Origin of the sequence: Streptomyces sp. TG1A-60 (genome assembly GCF_037201975.1) — a bacterium.
GTDB lineage: Bacteria > Actinomycetota > Actinomycetes > Streptomycetales > Streptomycetaceae > Streptomyces.
In genome coordinates this window covers 409038-426249 of record NZ_CP147520.1, presented here as the reverse complement: position 1 = coordinate 426249, position 17212 = coordinate 409038, and the positions used below count along the sequence as shown (strand labels likewise).

Sequence of the window (17212 nt, the reverse complement as noted above, 5' to 3'; positions counted from 1 at the left end):
CAAGGGTATGAAAAAATTCATACCGGGAAAGTTCTGAACAATCCGCTGCTGTCGGGACGCGGGGGACCGGTCAGTCCCGGAGGAAGAACTGGTGCCGCTCCGAGACCTGCTCGTACGCCTCCAGGCGGGCCTGGGTGCGCTCCGGGTCGGCGTCGGTCATGGCCTGGAGCAGGGCGGAGGACATCATCACGGGGGCGGCGTAGGAGTCGAAGACGAGGCGTGAGCCGGTGCCGGTGGCGAGGACGGCGTCGGCCGCGTCGGCGAGGGGCCCGAGCGCCAGGTCGGTGACCAGGGCCACCTTCAGCCCGGCGCCGTGGGCGACCCGCAGCGCGGTCAGGGTCTCCTGAGCGTGCCGGGGCATGGAGAACGCCAGCAGCCAGGTCCCGCCCGCCTCCCGGGACTGAAGGAGCGCGTCGTAGGCGACCGTGCCGCCCTTGGCCACCAGCCGCACGTCGGGGTGGATACGGCGGGCGGCGTACGCGAAGTACTCGGCGAGCGCGCCGGAGATCCGCAGGCCGAGGACGGTCAGCGGTGTCGAGCGGGACAGGGCGCGGCCGATCTCGACCACCTGGTCCGGGTCGGCGAAGTCGCGCCGCAGGTTCTCCAGGTTCTCGATCTCGGCGTCCACGGCGGCCTGGAGTTCGTTGCTGCGGTCCACCGCGGAGATGCCGGGTGCGCTGCCGAGGGTGGCGAGCGCGATGGCCTGGAGCCGCTCGCGCAGCGCGGGGTAGCCGCTGAAGCCGACGGCCGCGGCGAACCGGGTCACCGAGGGCTGGCTCACACCGATTCGCTCCGCGAGATCCGTGATCGACAGGAACGCGGCCTCGGTGATGTGCTCGATCAGATACTGGGCGATCCGCCGCTGCCCGGGGGAGAGCCGGGGACCGTCGAACAGTTCCCTGAGCCGGGACGTGGGCGACTGCTCGGTCTCCGCGGCGGTCCGTCCGGACGTGATCGCTGATGCCTGCGCGCGTGCCTGCTGCGGCGATGGCGCCCGTGCGCCTCCTTCGTCTCCCACGAGCACTCAACATAGCCCACGGCCCGTGCGGTCCCGGGCGGATCACGCCACGCCTCCCGGGCGGTGGGGCCGGGGAGGGCGTCGGCCTCGCCCTCGGCGGGCGGCCTCTCGCGCGACCTGCGAGAGCCCTGTTTCGGGCACACCATGGGGGTACCCGCACACTGTCGTCCACACCAGGGAGAACACTCGTGATCCTGCCCAGCCTGCCTGTGTCCCAGGTCGAGGTCGTGCTCTGCGACTGCTCCGCGCGGGACGCCGAACGTGTCTTCGCCTGCCTGCGCGCCCATTTCGAGTCGGACCGGCGCCCCGACGATCCGCCGCACGAGAGCGGCACCGACCGGCCGACGATGTGGACCGGCATGTACGACACGGCCGCTGTCCCCGCCGGGACGGGGGAACAGCCTGAACCGCTGTCCTCGCCCGTCACGGTCGAGGTGCAGGGCAGTCCGCCCGCCGTGCGGTTGTTGCGGGCGGCCCTGGAAGAGGCCTACGCCGTGCACCAGGTGGGCGCGGAGGCGGGTGACCAGGAGGTGCAGCTCCAGCTGCGGGTCAAGGGGCGGGAGGAGCGCGGCTGATGACGACTCTGGGGGTGCGGAGCGGGCGGGCGGCACGGGGTTCGGCGACGGAGGGCGCGGCCCGGGCCGGACTGACCGCGCGCGGTGTCATCTATCTGCTGGTCGGGTCACTGGCCTTGCAGATCGCTTTGAGGGGGAGTTCGGAGCAGGCCGACCGCCAGGGCGCGCTGGCGGAGATCGCCGAGAAGCCGCTGGGCTCCGTCCTGCTGTGGGCGCTGGGTATCGGCCTGGTGGGCATGGCGCTGTGGCGGCTGTCGGAGGCGGTGTCAGGCGCGGCGGGACCGGACGGCCGCAAGCCCACCAAGCGGCTCGTGTCCGCCGCGCGCTTCGTCTTCTACGCCTTCGTCGCCTATTCGGTGCTGGTCTTCGCGGCGGGTGAGGGAAACGGCGGTGGCGGCTCCGACGAGCAGTCCCGGGACGTGACGGCCCGGGCCCTCGAACTCCCCGGCGGTCAGTGGCTCGTGGGCGTGGCGGGCGTCGGGGTGATCGTCGCGGGCGGATGGATCGGCGTACGGGCCGCGATGCGCTCGTACCACAAGCACCTGCGGCTCGGTGAGATGTCCCGCCGGACCCGCCGGGTCGTCGATGTGACCGGTGTGGCCGGCGGGGTCGCGCGCGGCCTGGTGTTCGCCACCGCCGGCGTCTTCGCCGTCCGCGCAGGGATCGCGTACGAACCGGACGAGGCCAAGGGCTTCGACGACACCCTGCGCTCCTTCGTCGACACTCCGGCCGGCCCCGCCTTTCTGGTGTGTGTCGCGGCGGGTCTGGTCCTGTTCGGCCTGTTCTCGTTCGCCATGGCGCGCTGGCGTCGGGTCTGAGGCGGCCACCGGCCGGATGACGAGGTCTCACGCCGGGCACGGGATTCGCTTACGGAACAGCCGGTCGAAGAAGGCGCTCCCGTACACCCGGTGCGGATCGAGCCGGTCCAGGATCTCCACCGCCCCGTCCCAGCCCGGCCCCTCGCCGTCGTCGAAGGACTCCGGTCCTGCTTCAAGTGCCTTGCAGGACAAGGATGTTGGATCCGTTCGGGAAGTCACCGGCGGTCGTTCGGCGTCATCGGAGGTCGAATCGCCGTGCCCAGTCCATGATGTCGGCCGTGGTCGCGTTGCCCCCGCACACCACGAGGCCGAGGCGGGCACCGTCGCCGACGCGTTCCAGCACCTGACGTGCGGCGGGCAGCAGACATCCGGCGGCGGGCTCCGCCCACACCTTGGCGTGCTCGGCGAGGTCGAGGACGCCCTGGACCGCTTCGGCGTCCGGGACCACGAGGACGTCCTCGACGAGGGCGGCCACATGGTCGTAGGTGAGCGGGGAGGCGGAGGGTGCGCTGAGCGTGGTGACGATGGAGGAGAGGGAGACCGTCACGGGACCGCCCGCCGCCACCGCCTCGGCCATGGCCGAGGCGCCGACGGTCTCCACGCCCCAGACGCGGACGTCCGGGCGGAGGGCCTTGAAGGCAGCCGCCACACCGGCGATGAGCCCGCCACCGCCGATGCTGACGAGCACGTCGGTGAGCGCGCCGGTACCCCCGACCTCGTCGGCGTCCGCGGTGAACTCCAGGCCGACGGTGCCCTGCCCGGCGATCACCAGCGGGTCGTCAAACGGGTGGACGAGAGTGAGGCCCTCCGACCGCAACCGCTCGGTGAGCGCGAACGCCTCCGCCATTCCGTCGGTGAGCCGCAGCGACGCACCGGCCGCCTCGACGAGGTCGGCGGCGCGCTTCGGGGCGGTCCTCGACATCACCACGGTCGCCTTGATGTGCAGCGCGGACGCCATGTGCGCCAGCGCGATCCCGTGGTTGCCCCCGCTGACCGCCACGACACCGGCCGCGCGCTCGGCGTCCGTCAGCGACAGCAGCTTCGCCGTCGCGCCCCGCGCTTTGAAGGAGCCGGTGCGCTGGAGCAGTTCCAGCTTCGTGGTGACCGGAACACCGAGGAACCCGGACAACCCCGGGCTCCGCACTGTCGGCGTCCGCACCACATGCCCGGCGATACTCTCGGCCGCCGCCTGGATCTCGACGATCCCGATCAACGTGTCCACCCCGTTCCACACTGCCTCGGTGACGACCGGTGTCCCGGGCGCCCGCCCTCCCGGCCTTGATCGACCGGAGGGCCCATCGTATGTTCGAGCGTCCCGCCTCGCTCGGTCCCGGAGAGCCGCAAGGCTCCGGACCGTACGGCCTGCTCCCGGACCGTACGGGCGGCGTCAGCTCCTGCGCGCGGCGAGTACGCAGAACTCGTTGCCCTCCGGATCCGCCAGCACGACCCATGCCTCGTCACCCTGCCCGACGTCCGCGTGCCTGGCCCCGAGGGCGAGGAGGCGGGCGACCTCCGCCGCCTGGTCGACGGGGCGGAAGTCGAGGTGCAGGCGGTTCTTGACGGTCTTGTGCTCCGGGGCGGTCCCGAACAGGATGCCGGGAAGGCGGTCCGGGGCCGGACGGATCTCGTACTCCTCGAGGGAGTCGTCGACCACCACCCACCCGAGCGCCTCGGCCCACCAGCGGCCCAGGGCCACCGGATCGGCCGAGTCCACCACCAGTTGCTCCCACTCCAAGGTCATGCGGCAAGGGTAGTGAAGACTGGGCTCGTGAGCCGTGACGTGACACAGAGAGGTGGCCGATGAAGACGCGCCCGATCACCGCCGCAGTGGACGGTACGTCCGAGAGCCTCGCCGCGCTGGCGTGGGCCGGCCGGGAGGCCGTACGCCGGGGCCTGGCGTTGCGGGTGCTCCACGCGTGGCGGTGGGAGCCGCAGGAGGCGATCACCGTGGACCGGGACGGACAGGCGCACTGGGCCGGACAGGCGTTGGCGGAGGCGGCGCGCGACGTCTCCGAGCGGCACCCGGAACTGGAGGTGACGACGGACCTGGTGGAGGGCCCGGCGGTCGCCTCGCTGGTCGCCGCCGCCGAGCACGCCGAGACGCTGGTGCTCGGTTCGCGCGGGCATGGCGTCGTGGTCGGTTTCCTGCTGGGCTCCGTCGGACAGCAGGTGATCGCCGAGTCGCCGCGCCCCGTAGTCCTCGTCCGCGCCGAGGACAGTCCCGCGGGCGAAGCCGGCGGGCGCGAGATCATCGTGGGCCAGCAAGGCTCGCCGGAGGACAGCGCCGACGTGCTGCGGTTCGCGTTCGAGACCGCGGCTGCCCGGGGCGCCGCCCTGCGCGCGGTCCGCGCGTGGACCCTGCCGCCGCTGTACACGTACAGCCCCGGCTCGTTGAAGCTCCTCGACGAGGCCGGCGGCCTGGAGCCGTACGAGAAGAAGGCCCTGTCCGCCGCTCTGGAGCCGTGGCGCAAGCGCTTCCCCGACGTGCCGGTGACCCCGTACGTCGAGATAGGCAGTGCCGGGCAGGTGTTGTTGTCCGTGGCACAGCGGGCCCAGCTGATGGTCGTGGGCCGCCGTGCCCGCCGCAGGGCCGTGGGCGCCCGTATCGGCTCGGTGGCCCACGGCGTCCTGCACCACGCGCGCTGCCCGGTGGCCGTGATCCCGCACGAGTGACCCGGGGCCGGCGGCTCATCTCGGGGTGAAGTCGTCCACCGTCGGCGGCAGCACCGCCGGCGTCCGCGGCAGGACGTTGTCGACGTAGTCCTTCACCGCCGTGTCCAGGCCGATGTCGTGCTGGGCCCGCTCGGACAGGTACCAGCGGTGTTCGAGGAGCTGGTGGTAGATCTCCGCCGGATCCATCGAGCCGCGCAGTTCGAGGGGGACGGCCCGCACGGTCGGACGGAACACCTCCCGCACCCACCGGTGGGCCAGCACCTCGGGGCGGGCGCCGAGGGGGTCGCCCGGGGCGTGGTCGTCCTGGGTGGCCATCCAGCTCTCCAGGTCGTTCAGGAGCCGCCGGGCCTGGTTCTCCTCGGTGTCCAGGCCGGTCAGCCGCAGCAACTGCCGCTGGTGGTGGCCGGCGTCGACGACCTTCGGCACGAACGTCACCGTGTCACCGTTGCCGGAGTGCTCGATCTGCATCTCGGCGACGTCGAAACCGAGGTCGTTGAGTCGCCGGATCCGGCGCTCGATGTAGTGGTACTTCCCGGCCGGGTACACCGACGTACGCGTCAGCTCCTGCCACAGCTTCTGGTAGCGCGCGCAGATCTCGTCGCCGAAGTCGATCGGGTCCACCGAGGGGTGCAGCGCACCGGACGCCTCCAGGTCCAGCAGTTCACCGCTGATGTTGACCCGGGCGAGATCGAGGTCGTACTCGCGCTGCCCGGTGCTCAGCCGCGCGTGCACCTCGCCCGTCTCGGCGTCCACCAGGTACGCGGCGTACGCGCCCGCGTCCCGCCGGAACAGCGTGTTGGACAGCGAGCAGTCGCCCCACGCGAACCCGGCGAGGTGCAGCCGCACCAGCAGCACGGCGAGGGCGTCCATCAGGCGGTGCATGGTGGCTGGGCGCATGGTCGTCTCGAACATCGAGCGGTACGGCATCGAGCCGCCCAGATGCCGGGTGATCAGCACGGACTCCAGCGGATCGCCGGCCTCGTCGAGGCGGCCGGTGACCACACCGAGGGCGTCCACGGCGGGGATGCCGATCCGGTCCAGGTCGCGCAGCAGCTCGTACTCGCGCAGGGCGGGCCGCTCGGCGAGTTCCTTGACTGCGACGACCTCGCCGCCGGCGCGGGCGTAGCGCACGACGTGGCGGGAGATGCCCCGGGGGAGGGGCACGAGATGGTGCTCGGGCCACTCCTCCAGCGGCACATGCCACGGCAGTTCGAGCAGCAGCGCGGGGTGTTCCGGGTTGGTGGCGCTGATCTGCAGTGCCATGGGTCCTCTGCCTTCGTCTCACGGTGGTGCGGAGTGCTCGCGGGCAGGCGGTCTCCCGCCTCTGCCTGGAGCATCTCCGCATCCGGAGGACCGTTTCGTCAACAACGGCCCGGCCTGTGGTCGCCGTTCCGCGCGCCGAAGCCAGACGGGTCTCCAGCCGGAGCATGGCCGCGCCGAGCAGAAACACCCCACCGCCCAGTGCCACCACCGTGGTCAGTAGCCTTTCCGGCCCCCGGACGCGCCACTGGGAGTCGCCCTGTTCGATTGATCGAAGTCAGGGGCGGCGGAACGGACCATCGGCGGCCGGCCGGGTGATTCAGGCTCCGGCGGAGGCGAGCGGTCAGGGCCGGGCGCGGCGGAACACGTCGTCCGAGTCGTCCCAGCTCGCGCTCTCCTCCGACGGGGCCCGGCGGGCGGCCCGCGAGGAGGTCGCGTACATCGCCTCGATCTCGGCCCCGTACCGCTGCACGATGGTGTCCCGGCGCAGCTTCATCGACGGCGTCAGCAGGCCGTTGGCGAGGTCGAAGGGCTCGGGCAGGATACGGAAGACGCGGATCGACTCCGAGCGGGAGACCGTGCTGTTGGCGCCGGCGATCGCGCGCAGCACCTCCTGCCGCAGGGCGTTCTCCTCCCGCGCCTCCCGGCCCAGCAGCTCACCCGGGGCGGACAACGACCCCCGCCAGTGCGCCAGGAACTCCGGGTCCAGGGTGATCAGGGCGCCCACGCAGGGCCGGTTGTCGCCCACGACCACCGCCTGGTGGATCAGCGGATGCATCCGCAGCTGCTCCTCCAGCGGCGCCGGGGCCACGCCCTTGCCCCCGCTGGTGATGATGATCTCCTTCTTGCGGCCGGTGATCGACAGATACCCCTCGTTGTCGAGCCGCCCGAGGTCCCCCGTGGCCAGCCAGCCGTCCTGGAGCGCGGCCCGGGTGCCCGTCTCGTCGTTGACGTACCCCTGGAACACCGACGGTCCGTTGACCAGGATCTCCCCGTCCCGGGCCACCCGGATCTCCGTACCCGGCAGCGGGCGCCCCACGGTGCCGAACTTCTCCCGGCCCACCGGCTGGGCGGTGATGCCCCCGGCGGTCTCGGTCAGGCCGTACCCGTCGTGGACCAGGATGCCGATACCGGCGTAGAACAGCGCCAGATCACGGTTGAGGGGGGAGCCACCGGAACAGCCGCCGCGCACCCGTCCGCCCAGCGCCGCCCGCAGCTTGCGGTACACGGTCTTCTCGTAGACGGCGTGTTGGAGCTTCAGGTCCATGCCGGGGCCGGGTCCCGTCTCCAGGCGTTGCCGTTCGGCGGCGAGCGCGTAGTCCTGGGCGGCGCGCACCGCACGCTCGAACAGCGGGCCCCGGCCCGTCTGTTGCGCCTTGCGCAGGAAGTTCTTGTAGATCTTCTCGAAGACGTAGGGGACGCCGAAGAGGAACGTGGGCCGAAACGACAGCAGCGCGGCGGACAGCGCACCCACGGTCGACTCCGGCTCGTGCGCGAGGAGCAGGCCGCCGCGCAGACACATCCCCTGGATCATGAGGCCGTAGACGTGCGAGAACGGCAGGAAGGCGAGGACCGCCGGCTGTTCACCGGACATGGCGGCGGTGTGCCGCCATCCGGCGAGCAGCACGTCGCAGGGGCTGGCGAGGCTGCGGTGGGAAAGCGCGCAGCCCCTGGGACGGCCGGTCGTGCCGGACGTGTAGGCGATCACCGCGGTGGAGTCCGGCATGACGATGCGGCGCAGCGAGTCCACCGTCGCGTCCGGCACGTCCCGGCCGGCCTCGACGAGCTGTGGCAGGGAGTACGCGTCCAACTGCCAGACATGCCGCAGCAGCGGGAGGCGGGCGCACACCGAGCCGACCGTCATCACGCCCAGGTCGTCCTCGACCACCACGCCCACGCAGGCCGCGTCCCTGAGGATCCACTCGACCTGGTCGCGCGACGACGTCGGATAGATCGGCACGATCTCGGCACCCACGCACCACAGCGCGACACCGAGCACCGTCCACTCGTAACGCGTCCGCGCCATCACGGCCACCCGGTTGCCCGGCCGGATCCCGGACGCGACCAACCCCTTGGCCAGCTCGACCACTTCGTCCCGCGTCTCGACCGCGCTCACGCGTGTCCAGCTGCCCGGGGAGGCGATGTCGCGGCGCGCGATCTGCGGCAGGGCGGGATCACGGTTCGCCGTTTCGAACAGCGAGTCGGCCAGCCCTCCGGCCATGGCCGGGCCCGTCGGCGGAACCATGCCGAAGTTCCCCATGCGACGCTCCAGAACCTTCCCTGCACGCGACCTCGCCGATGGTGCGCTAACCGGCAGTGATCGAACGTAGCGCATGCCGCCGACGCCCGTGCGGGGAATCGGCAAGTCGCCGTCTCATCCGCGCACGGTGGGCGGTGGACGTGATGTGCGGCACGTGTAAGCCCCCCTGGGCCGTGCCCTCCCGGGAATCGGCGCTGCACACGGCTTGATCACGGCTGACCGGCGGTAATGCCCCGAACCCGGTACGTCCGACGCGTGTGGCACTGTGGTGCGCGCGAGTGCGGGAGGTGTCCCGCCGATGTGGAGAGGTGGACGGTGCGCGAGCCCAACGTGATCGGGGACTGGCAGGAGTACGACGGCGACCTGGCCGGCCTGCGCGTGCGTGTCCACGGCGTGGAGTGCGCGGAGCCCCCTCGGGGGCGCGACGACGCCGCCGAGGGACTCACGTACTTCCGGTTCCGGGTGACGGTGGAGAACCGCGGCACCGACCACGTCGGCCTCCACCTGGAGGACGGCCAGCTCGACATCCGCACCGGCCTCGACGGTGAGAGCGCCTTCCTCGACTGGCGAAACTCCCGGTTCATCGAGGGCTTCGACCTCTACCCCCTGCGCCGCGCCACCGCCGTCCTGTACGCCGCCGCCCCCGAGGCCCACCTCACCCAGTTCGACATCCAGGTCCAGCTGCGCGCCGACGAGGAGTGGACCGAGCGGTACCTGTGGTCCGGCGGCATCGGCGTGGACGAGGACCTCCTCGACCCGGCGGGCGGCGCGGGCCGGGAGGGCATCGTCGGGCAGATCAGCGCGTTCCTGCACGAGGAGGCGGAGCGCGGTGCGGGCTGAACGGCATGCGGCGGCTCACCGTCGCGTCCGGCTCACCGGCCCCGGCGGTTGCGCGGTCGAACCAGCCGCTTCAACGGCGGCCGGGCCGGCAGTACGGCGACGATCACGCACACCGTCACGGAGAACGGCGTGGTCACCAGGCCGGTGACGCTGCCGTCGCTGACCTGCCGGGCGCGCCGCGGCTGCTGTGTCGGCGTCGGGGCCGAGGATGACACCGATGACGGCGGGCGGCACCGGCAGGCCATAGCGGCGCATGCCGAACCCGATCAGGCCGATGATCGGCACGATCACCCGACGAGGCCCACTCCCGGCGAGCAGCGGCACCGTCCGCCCGTCGGCGGGCCCCGGCAGGTCGACGTCCTCGCCGGTCGCGGCTGCCGCGTGGCCCGTCCACGGCGAGCGGGGCGGCGATCAGCAGCAGTCCGCCGCCGACCACGACCGGCAGGGTCCTCGGGCCGACGGGACCGCGCCGGGCGAGGCCGACGTCCATGGCGAGCGCGTCGGCCAGGACCAGGACGCCGTGGGCGGGCAGCACGCGGACACCGAACTCAAAGTGGCCGCGCAGCCAGGAGTACGGCGCTCGTCCGCGGGTGCCGGGGGAATGCCGGTGGTGTCCGTCGTCACAGCCCCAGCTCCTTCAGTACCGACACCACACGTCTGTCCTGGGCGTCCAGGAACGTGCTGAACTCGTCACCGGTCAGGAAGGCGTCGTCCCAGCCGTTCTGCTTCATCGACCGCTGCCACTCCGGCGAGTCGTGCAGCCCCTCGAACAGCCGGGTGAGCTTGTCGCGCTCGGCCCCGGTGAGCCCGGGCGGGGCGACGACGCCGCGCCAGTTGGTGAAGTCCACGTCGTAACCGGCCTCCTGGAGGGTCGGCGCGTCCAGCCCGTGCACCCGCTTCGGGCCCGTCACCGCGAGCAGCCGCAGTTCCCCGGCCTTGATCTGGCCCAGGTACTCGCTGACCCCGGACACTCCGAAGGCGACCTTGTTGCCCAGGACCGACGCGAGCAGTTCACCGCCGCCGTCGAACGGGACGTAGTTGACGTCCTTCGGCGCGATCCCCGCCGCCCGCGCCATCAGCATCGACGCCAGATGGTCCGGACCGCCCGGCGCCGACCCGCCGCCCACCGGCAATGTGCCTGGCGCCGCCTTCCACGCCCCGACGAGCTCGTCGATCGTCCTGTACGGCGAGTCCTTGGCGACCACCACGACGTCCTGCTCCTCGGTGAGGCGGGCGATCGGGGTGGTGTCGGCGAGGGTCTTCGGCGCGTCGTTGGAGCGGACGGCACCCACCACGCCGAGCCCCATGGACATCGCCAGCTTGCCGTTGCCGTGCTCGCTCACCAGCCGGCTCAGCCCGACCGTCCCACCGGCCCCGGGCAGGTTGAACACCTCGATGGTGTCGGTGACCCCGGCGTCCTCGGCGTTCTTCGCGGCCGTGCGGGCCGTGATGTCGTAACCGCCGCCGGGCGTGTTCGGCACCATGAAGCGCAGACCGGGGATCTGCGTGCCGGTCTCGGCACCGCCGCCGGTCGTCAGCAGTGGCGGCCCCACGATCAGGAGCACGGCGGCCCCGAGCAGGGCGAGAGGGGTGCGCAGCCGCACGAATGCCACCACCTGTCGGTTGAGTCGAAGGAGAGAGAGTGACCTGTGCCACATCGTGCCCAGGCGGGGGCGGCCCGGCCCGGTTGCGGAGGCAACGGAGGTTGTGGTCGTTGTGGTCACGGCCCCTGTCACCTTATGGGCACGTCCCCCACACGTCTCTTTCCCTGACCGCACGTGAGGGCCATGATTGTGCGACCCACCGTACAAGCCGCACCTGAGCGGCGAGACGCCGACGTGGTCGGCACGAGAGAAGAGTCCGTCGTGGTGTTCCGTCGCCATACCCTCGCAGGCGAGATGCTGGTCCTCCAGCTCGCCATCGTCGTGGTGGTGCTGCTGGCGGTCGCCGCGGTCTCGCTCACCCAGTCGGCGCGGACCTTCAACCGGGTCGAGGGCCGTCGGGTCACCGCGCTCGCCGAGCAGCTGGCCGCCAACCCCCTGGTCCGCGACCGGCTCGCACGGCCGGTGGCGCACGAGGCGCTTGCACCCCTGGTGAACTCCGTCCAGACCCAGTCGGGGGTGACCTCGGTCATCGTCGCCGACGCCCACGGCCGGATCGTCAGCTCCACCGACCCCACCGTGATCGGCGACCCCATGCCGACCGGCGAGGGCGCCGCCGCGGGCCGCGGCTGGTCCGGCCCACTGACCCTGGACGGCAGCCGGGAACTCGTCGCCCAGGTGCCCGTGCTCGGCGCGACGAACGACAACCTCGGCCGGCTCCTGGGCACGGTGATGATCGGCGAGGCCTCCCCGACCGTGTGGCAGCGCCTCAGCGGCGCCTCCTCGTACCTCCTCGCCTACCTCGGCATCGCCAGCGGCCTCGGCCTCGTCGGCTCGTGGCTGCTGGCCCGCCGCGTCAAACGGCAGACCCTCGGCCTGGAGCCCCGCGAGATCGCCGGCCTCGCCGAACACCGCGAGGCCATGCTCTACGGCATCGCCGAGGGCGTGATCGCCCTGGACCCGCACCACCGGCTCACCCTCGTCAACGAGATGGGACGGCGCCTGCTCGACCTGCCGGAGGACTGTGTCGGCAGGAGCCTGGCCGACCTCGGCGTCGAGGGACGGCTGCGGGACGTGCTGGCCGGGGCGCAGGAAGACGCCTCCCACCAGCGAGACGAGGTCGTCATACGCCGGGGGCGGGTTCTCGTCATGAACCGGATGACCGTCACCAAGGACGGCCGCCACCTCGGCTCGGTCACCACCCTGCGGGACCGTACCGAGCTGGCCCGCCTCGAACGCGAGATCGGCTCCTTCCGCAGCTCCTCCGAACTGCTGCGGGCCCAGGCGCACGAGTTCGCCAACCAGCTGCACACCATCTCCGGGCTCATCCAGATCGGCGAGCAGGACGAGGTCGTCCACTACATCCGCGCGCTGAGCCGGCGCCGCCACTCCCTCGACGTCACCCTCAGCCGACGCGTCCGCGACACCACCGTGGCCGCCCTGCTCATGGCGAAGACGTCCCTCGCCGCCGAACGCCGGGTCACCCTGCGGATCTCCGACAGCACCGCACTCGACCGGCTCGCCCCGGAGGACGCCGCCGACGTGGCGACCGTGATCGGCAACCTCGTCGACAACGCGGTGGACGCGGCGGCCACCACCGGTGTGTCCGACGACCGCGAGCCCTGGGGCGGTGCCGACGGCCGCGAGGCCTGGGTCGAGGTGGAGCTGCGCCAGGACGCCTCCAGCGTGGAGATCGTCGTCCGCGACTCGGGCCCCGGCGTGACCCCCGAACTCGCCCGCGAGGTCTTCGCGCACGGTTTCACCACCAAGGCGGCGCGGGAAGGCGAACGCGGGATCGGCCTGGCCCTCACCCGCCTGGTCTGCGAACGGCACGGCGGCGAGGTCTCGGTCACGAACACCCCCGACGGGGCCATGTTCACCGCCCGCATGACCGTCAGCCACCTCACCGACGCGGTGGCGGAAGGAGCCACACCATGAGCGGCACGAACGGAGCGCCCGGCACGATCGACGTGCTCGTCGTCGACGACGACTTCATGGTGGCCCGCGTCCACCGCACCTTCGTCGAACGCGTCGAGCCGTTCAGGGTCGTCGGCGTCGCCAGCACCGGCGAACAGGCGGTCACGGCCGTCGACGAACTCCGCCCCGACCTGGTCCTGCTGGACCTGTACCTCCCCGACGTCTTCGGTCTCGACGTCATACCCCGGCTGCGAGCCGCGGGACACGACTGCGACGTCATGGTCATCAGCGCCGCCCGGGAGGCCGACAGCGTGCGCGGCGCGGTCCGCCACGGCGTCGTCGACTATCTCCTCAAACCCTTCGAGTTCGAGGAGCTGCGCTCCCGGCTGCAGCGGTACGCCGCCCAGCGCGGCCGACTGCTCACCACCGTCGTACGCGGTCAGGCCGACGTCGACCGCGTGCTGGCCGGAGCCGCCGCACCCGCCGCGCCGGCCGGCGGCCTGCCCAAGGGCATGAGCGTCGAGACCGCCGAACTGATCGAAGGCACCCTCCGCGGCGCCGACGGCACCCTCTCCGCCACCGAGTGCGCCACCCTCACCGGCATCTCCCGCGTCAGCGCCCGCCGCTACCTGGAGTACTTCCACAGCACCGGCAGCGCGGACGTGTCGCTGCGCTACGGGGTGGCCGGGCGTCCGGAGCGGCGGTACAGCTGGCGGGTGTGACGGTACGGCGGACAGTCCGGGGTGTGTGTGACGGCTCGGGGGCGGGAACCCGCCGCCCGTGGGACACAGCCCCAGGTGCCGCCGTACGAGGCCGACGACCTCCCGCGGCCGGTCGTCGAGGTAGAAATGGCCGCCGCGAAACACACAGCTCGGCCGGCCCGTCGGTGTGGCCTCTCAGGGCACGCGCGTCCGCCACCGTGGTCACCGGGTCGTCGTCGCCGGTCAGGACGGTGACCGGACAGTTCAGCCGGTCCCCGGGGCGCGGCTCGTACGTCTCCAGGGCCTTGTAGTCGCCGCGCAGCGCCAAAAGCACCAGCTGCGCCAGCTCCGCGTCCTCGACCTCGACCTCGAAGACCGCACCGTCGGTGCCGCCCGACTGCCAGCAGCCGTACCGCCGCGTCCGGCACCGGGCGGAGACGACGTGTCCCCACACCCTTGTCGACCGCTGAGGTCATGGAGAACTCGCTTCCTGGCTTCGTCGTCCTGTCACCTGGTCCCTGTCACCCGCACATCCATGCTCGGTACGCGTTCCAGGACACCGCCCGCGAAGACGTCGTACAGCGGGAGTGTTTCGAGGTGGACGTACCCGATGTGGCAGTCGCAGACGGTCAGCGGGCACGGGCGGGGTGCGAGTGCCGCGCGGAAGGAACCGTCGTAGAGGTTGCCGAGTCCGGCCCTGACGAAGTGGCAGCGCCGTACCGTTCCCTCGCCGTCCACCGACACGACCGTCGAGCCGGTACGGCAGAGGCGGCCCGCCGAGCGGTGCGGATGGCGGCTGAAGTGGAACAAGGGGTCCAAGTCACCCCACAGCGCGGCCTCTTCGTCGGTGTACGTGCGCCCCTCGGCGGCGTTCACCCACAGATACACCTCCGCCGGCAGCTCCCGGCGCAGTCGGCGGGCGTGCTCCAGGTGCTCGGGAAGACCGACGATCCCCACGCTGAAGCGGATCCCCGCCCCGGACAGCCGCCGGGTCTTGGCCAGGAACCGCTCGTACGGGGTCTGCCCCGGGTGGTACGTGCACCACAGGGCCACCGTGGCGGGATCGGCGTCCGCCAGCCACTCGGTGCGGCAGCTGAGGTTCGTCTGTATCGCCACCCGGTCGATGTGCGGCTCGTGGGAGAGGTCGACCAGCGCGCGCCGGTACCAGGAGCGCACCAGCCCCTCGCCCCACGGTGTGAAGAGCACCGAGAGCCGGTCACCGGTCTGCGCCCGCGCCCACGTGGTGAAACGGTCCAGGGCGGCGCGGTCGGCCCGAAGCCGAGCGGTCGAGTCGCGGCGCTTGGCGAACGGGCAGTAGGGGCAGTCGTAGTCGCAGGAGGCGAGGGGGCCGCGATAGAGGATCGTCAGGTCCATGGTGCCCGTCACCTCAGCTCGTACTCGGCCATCGCGGCCCGTACGGCGGGGGAGAAGAAGCCGGGGCCGACGGCGTCCGAGTGGGCGAGCCCCTCGGCGGAGAGTTTCAGCAGGCCCGCGCCCGCCTCCGCCAGCCAGCCGCGCCCGGCCAGCCGCTCCAGTTCCACCGGGAAGTCCGCGTACGGGTCGGACCCGAACCGCTGCCGGTAGTCCGCCACCGGCAGCCCCCGCGCCTGGAGCAGCGACTGCAGCAGATGGCGGCGCCGCGCCTCGTCCTCGTCGACCTCGCGGCCGTGCACCGCCCGGCTGAAGTCCTCGGTGGCGGTATAGGTGTCGATGATGCCGCGGATCTCCCGCATGGCGACCGCGTAGTCGAAGGAGTAGTGCAGCGTCGAGGTGTACGAACGGGCTCCGCAGCCCAGGCCGATCATGCCGTCGGTCTGGCACGCGTAGTCGTCGGGACCCTGCGGCGGGGCGTCCGCGCGGCGGAACATCCGCATGGAGACCTGCTCGTAGCCCTGCGCGCGCAGGTGGTCCCGGCCCTCGCGATAGCGGCGCAGCCGCGTCTCGTCCCAGTCGCGGTCAGCGACCTCCGGGTCCGCGCCTCGTCCCAAGCCCGTCAACGGCCGTACGTACAGCGGATAGAGGTAGACCTCCTCAGGCCGCCAGGCCAGGGCCGCGTCCAGGGACAGCCGCCAACTGGCCGCCGTCTGCCCGTCGATGCCGTAGATCAGGTCGATGTTGAGGACCGGGATGCCGGTGTCGCGGATTCGCGCCAGCGCCGCCTCCACATCGGACCGCCGCTGCGGTCGTACGGCCGCACGCGCCTCCTCCTCCACGAAGCTCTGCACGCCGAGGCTCAGCCGCGTGGCGCCCCGCTCGGCCAGGACGGCCAGCCGGTCGCCGGTCGCCGTGGCGGGGGAGGCCTCGACGGACAGCGGGATCGTCCGCAGGTCCGCACCCATGTGCCGCTCGGCGATGTCACACAGCCGCTCCAGCTCGGCGGCCCGAAGGTAGGTGGGCGTACCACCGCCGAAGGCGGCGTTCGCGAACCGCGCCGGCCCCGCGTCCCCGAGCGCCTCCCGTACCGCGATCGCCTGCCGTTCGAGGGCGTCGAGATAGCGGCCGGTCAGTCCGTCCGGCGCACCGATCCGCGTGAAGAGGTTGCAGAAGCCGCAGCGCACCTCGCAGAACGGTATGTGCGCGTACAGCGACAGCGCCTGTCTGGACTCCGCGGCCCACAGGTCGGCGAGGAGCGGGTTGCCGGGCAACTCCCGGTAGGCCGTCTTGTGCGGGTAGGCGTACACGTAGTGCTGGTACGGTCGCACCGGTGTCTCCGTCAGGGTCATGCGGGCGGCTCCAGGAAGAAGTGGCTGTAGGGGACGGTCCACACGGCCTCGTGGCCGAGGCGGTGCCCGGTGTATCCGTCCTCGCCGTACGCGGTGCCGTGGTCGGAGCAGACCACGGCGAAGCAGCGGCGGCGCGAACTCATCGCGGCGAAGAGCCGGCCGACGTGCCGGTCGATGTACTCCAGGGCCGCCGCGTGCGTGACCAGGCTGTCGCCCGCCTCGCGCGTGGCGCCCGGCAGATGGAACCAGTTCGGCTGGTGCAGTGCCGAGGCGTTGAGGAAGAGGAACAGCCGCTGCTCGACGGGCAGTTCTGCCACGACTCGTTCGGCACGGGCCACCTGGGACTCGAAGGACGTCGGTGACGCCACGGAGAACTCCGGCTCCCAGTGGCTCTCCTGGAACAGGCCCGGCAGGACACTGCCGAGCGCCCCCTGCCTGTTGAAGAACCCGACACCGCCGACGCACACCGTGCGATAACCGTGCTCGGCGAGCGCCGACACCAGATCGGGGCTGTCGAAGACGAAGGTGCGCCCTTCGGTCGTCTCACTGCCGGCGAACCGGCCCGCGAAGAGACGCGGATGCGGCCCCGGTGCCGCCGGCGTCGGCAGGAAACCCGCGAACATCGCCTGGTGCGAGGCGTACGTGAAGCTGCCGGGCGCGTGCCGCCTCTCCCAGGTGCCGCCCGGCAGGCGGGCGGCCAGATTCGGCAGCCGGCCCTCCGCCGCGAGCCGTGCGGCCACGTCGTACCGCAGGGTGTCGAGGGTGAGCAGCAGCAGGTCGTCGCGCCCCACCACCGCGTTCATGTCGGGGTTCGGGTCGCACGCCG

At 72.0% G+C, this 17212-nt stretch carries 16 protein-coding genes and 2 pseudogenes; 6 read left to right on the top strand and 12 right to left on the bottom strand.

The features are described 5' to 3' along the window. Positions 1-70: 70 nt before the first annotated feature. Positions 71-1018: a MurR/RpiR family transcriptional regulator gene (locus tag WBG99_RS01225; protein WP_338894493.1), complete on the bottom strand. Its 948-nt coding sequence runs from the start codon at positions 1016-1018 to the stop codon at positions 71-73. 188 nt (positions 1019-1206) lie between these two features. On the opposite strand from WBG99_RS01225, the gene WBG99_RS01220 reads away from it, so the two are divergent. Continuing rightward, complete coding sequence (locus tag WBG99_RS01220; protein WP_338894492.1) at positions 1207-1593, top strand: hypothetical protein; 387 nt, start codon at positions 1207-1209, stop codon at positions 1591-1593. Continuing rightward, the gene (locus tag WBG99_RS01215; RefSeq protein WP_338894491.1) at positions 1593-2411 is read left to right on the top strand and encodes a DUF1206 domain-containing protein; all 819 of its coding nucleotides are present in this window, start codon (positions 1593-1595) and stop codon (positions 2409-2411) included. Before WBG99_RS01220 ends, WBG99_RS01215 begins: the two co-directional genes overlap by 1 nt. 27 nt (positions 2412-2438) lie before the next feature. Here the strand turns inward: WBG99_RS01215 and WBG99_RS01210 are convergent, their stop codons facing one another. The 3 genes from WBG99_RS01210 to WBG99_RS01200 all read right to left on the bottom strand — a co-directional run bounded on the left by WBG99_RS01210 (position 2439) and on the right by WBG99_RS01200 (position 4152). Continuing rightward, on the bottom strand, positions 2439-2603 hold the full coding sequence (locus WBG99_RS01210) for a hypothetical protein (protein WP_338894490.1): 165 nt from the start codon (positions 2601-2603) through the stop codon (positions 2439-2441). A gap of 43 nt (positions 2604-2646) precedes the next feature. Beyond that, complete coding sequence (locus tag WBG99_RS01205) at positions 2647-3624, bottom strand: threonine/serine dehydratase (RefSeq protein WP_338900167.1); 978 nt, start codon at positions 3622-3624, stop codon at positions 2647-2649. Positions 3625-3798: 174 nt separating this feature from the next. Beyond that, positions 3799-4152: a VOC family protein gene (locus WBG99_RS01200; RefSeq protein ID WP_338894489.1), complete on the bottom strand. Its 354-nt coding sequence runs from the start codon at positions 4150-4152 to the stop codon at positions 3799-3801. Between the two features lie 59 nt (positions 4153-4211). Between WBG99_RS01200 and WBG99_RS01195 the strand changes: the two genes are divergently transcribed. Next, positions 4212-5084 (top strand): universal stress protein, encoded by an 873-nt coding sequence (locus tag WBG99_RS01195; protein WP_338894488.1) that lies wholly within the window; start codon positions 4212-4214, stop codon positions 5082-5084. Between the two features lie 15 nt (positions 5085-5099). On the opposite strand, the gene WBG99_RS01190 is transcribed toward WBG99_RS01195, so the two are convergent. After that, a complete protein-coding gene (locus tag WBG99_RS01190; protein WP_338894487.1) occupies positions 5100-6347 on the bottom strand; it encodes a DUF4032 domain-containing protein in 1248 nt (415 codons plus the stop codon). 340 nt (positions 6348-6687) lie between these two features. Further along, on the bottom strand, positions 6688-8604 hold the full coding sequence (locus tag WBG99_RS01185; RefSeq protein WP_338894485.1) for an AMP-dependent synthetase/ligase: 1917 nt from the start codon (positions 8602-8604) through the stop codon (positions 6688-6690). Between the two features lie 315 nt (positions 8605-8919). Here WBG99_RS01185 and WBG99_RS01180 point away from each other — a divergent pair, with 315 nt between their 5' ends. Further along, positions 8920-9444, top strand: a complete 525-nt coding sequence (locus tag WBG99_RS01180) for a hypothetical protein (protein WP_338894484.1) — start codon at positions 8920-8922, stop codon at positions 9442-9444. Positions 9445-9476: 32 nt separating this feature from the next. Here WBG99_RS01180 and WBG99_RS01175 read toward each other — a convergent pair. From WBG99_RS01175 to WBG99_RS01165, 3 genes and pseudogenes are all read right to left on the bottom strand, one after another. Beyond that, positions 9477-9735 (bottom strand): annotated as a pseudogene (locus WBG99_RS01175) (tripartite tricarboxylate transporter permease); the annotation flags it as partial. 15 nt (positions 9736-9750) lie between these two features. Next, positions 9751-10068, bottom strand: a pseudogene (locus tag WBG99_RS01170) (tripartite tricarboxylate transporter TctB family protein); the annotation flags it as partial. After that, entirely contained in the window at positions 10065-11048 is a 984-nt protein-coding gene (locus WBG99_RS01165; RefSeq protein WP_338900166.1) for a tripartite tricarboxylate transporter substrate binding protein, read from the bottom strand. The gene WBG99_RS01165 and the pseudogene WBG99_RS01170, both read right to left, overlap by 4 nt. A 294-nt stretch (positions 11049-11342) precedes the next feature. On the opposite strand from WBG99_RS01165, the gene WBG99_RS01160 reads away from it, so the two are divergent. Together WBG99_RS01160 and WBG99_RS01155 are read left to right on the top strand one after the other, a co-directional pair. Next, positions 11343-12983 (top strand): sensor histidine kinase, encoded by a 1641-nt coding sequence (locus WBG99_RS01160; protein WP_338894483.1) that lies wholly within the window; start codon positions 11343-11345, stop codon positions 12981-12983. Beyond that, entirely contained in the window at positions 12980-13684 is a 705-nt protein-coding gene (locus tag WBG99_RS01155; RefSeq protein ID WP_338894482.1) for a response regulator, read from the top strand. The genes WBG99_RS01160 and WBG99_RS01155 overlap by 4 nt, the downstream gene beginning before the upstream one ends. A gap of 486 nt (positions 13685-14170) precedes the next feature. Here WBG99_RS01155 and WBG99_RS01150 read toward each other — a convergent pair whose 3' ends face one another. The 3 genes from WBG99_RS01150 to WBG99_RS01140 are packed head-to-tail and all read right to left on the bottom strand — an operon-like array spanning position 14171 to position 17189. Continuing rightward, complete coding sequence (locus tag WBG99_RS01150) at positions 14171-15037, bottom strand: STM4011 family radical SAM protein (RefSeq protein WP_338894481.1); 867 nt, start codon at positions 15035-15037, stop codon at positions 14171-14173. Positions 15038-15045: 8 nt separating this feature from the next. Further along, the gene (locus tag WBG99_RS01145; protein ID WP_338894480.1) at positions 15046-16386 is read right to left on the bottom strand and encodes an STM4012 family radical SAM protein; all 1341 of its coding nucleotides are present in this window, start codon (positions 16384-16386) and stop codon (positions 15046-15048) included. Next, the gene (locus WBG99_RS01140) at positions 16383-17189 is read right to left on the bottom strand and encodes an STM4013/SEN3800 family hydrolase (RefSeq protein ID WP_338900165.1); all 807 of its coding nucleotides are present in this window, start codon (positions 17187-17189) and stop codon (positions 16383-16385) included. Before WBG99_RS01140 ends, WBG99_RS01145 begins: the two co-directional genes overlap by 4 nt. Positions 17190-17212: the final 23 nt, after the last annotated feature.

Excerpts from the sequence above, each read along its gene's own strand:
- WBG99_RS01215 (WP_338894491.1), top strand. The coding sequence starts at position 1,593 with ATGACGACTCTGGGGGTGCGGAGCGGGCGGGCGGCACGGGGTTCGGCG.
- WBG99_RS01200 (WP_338894489.1), bottom strand. The coding sequence starts at position 4,152 with ATGACCTTGGAGTGGGAGCAACTGGTGGTGGACTCGGCCGATCCGGTG.
- WBG99_RS01195 (WP_338894488.1), top strand. The coding sequence starts at position 4,212 with ATGAAGACGCGCCCGATCACCGCCGCAGTGGACGGTACGTCCGAGAGC.
- WBG99_RS01190 (WP_338894487.1), bottom strand. The coding sequence starts at position 6,347 with ATGGCACTGCAGATCAGCGCCACCAACCCGGAACACCCCGCGCTGCTG.
- WBG99_RS01185 (WP_338894485.1), bottom strand. The coding sequence starts at position 8,604 with ATGGGGAACTTCGGCATGGTTCCGCCGACGGGCCCGGCCATGGCCGGA.
- WBG99_RS01160 (WP_338894483.1), top strand. The coding sequence starts at position 11,343 with ATGCTGGTCCTCCAGCTCGCCATCGTCGTGGTGGTGCTGCTGGCGGTC.
- WBG99_RS01155 (WP_338894482.1), top strand. The coding sequence starts at position 12,980 with ATGAGCGGCACGAACGGAGCGCCCGGCACGATCGACGTGCTCGTCGTC.
- WBG99_RS01150 (WP_338894481.1), bottom strand. The coding sequence starts at position 15,037 with ATGGACCTGACGATCCTCTATCGCGGCCCCCTCGCCTCCTGCGACTAC.
- WBG99_RS01145 (WP_338894480.1), bottom strand. The coding sequence starts at position 16,386 with ATGACCCTGACGGAGACACCGGTGCGACCGTACCAGCACTACGTGTAC.
- WBG99_RS01140 (WP_338900165.1), bottom strand. The coding sequence starts at position 17,189 with ATGAACGCGGTGGTGGGGCGCGACGACCTGCTGCTGCTCACCCTCGAC.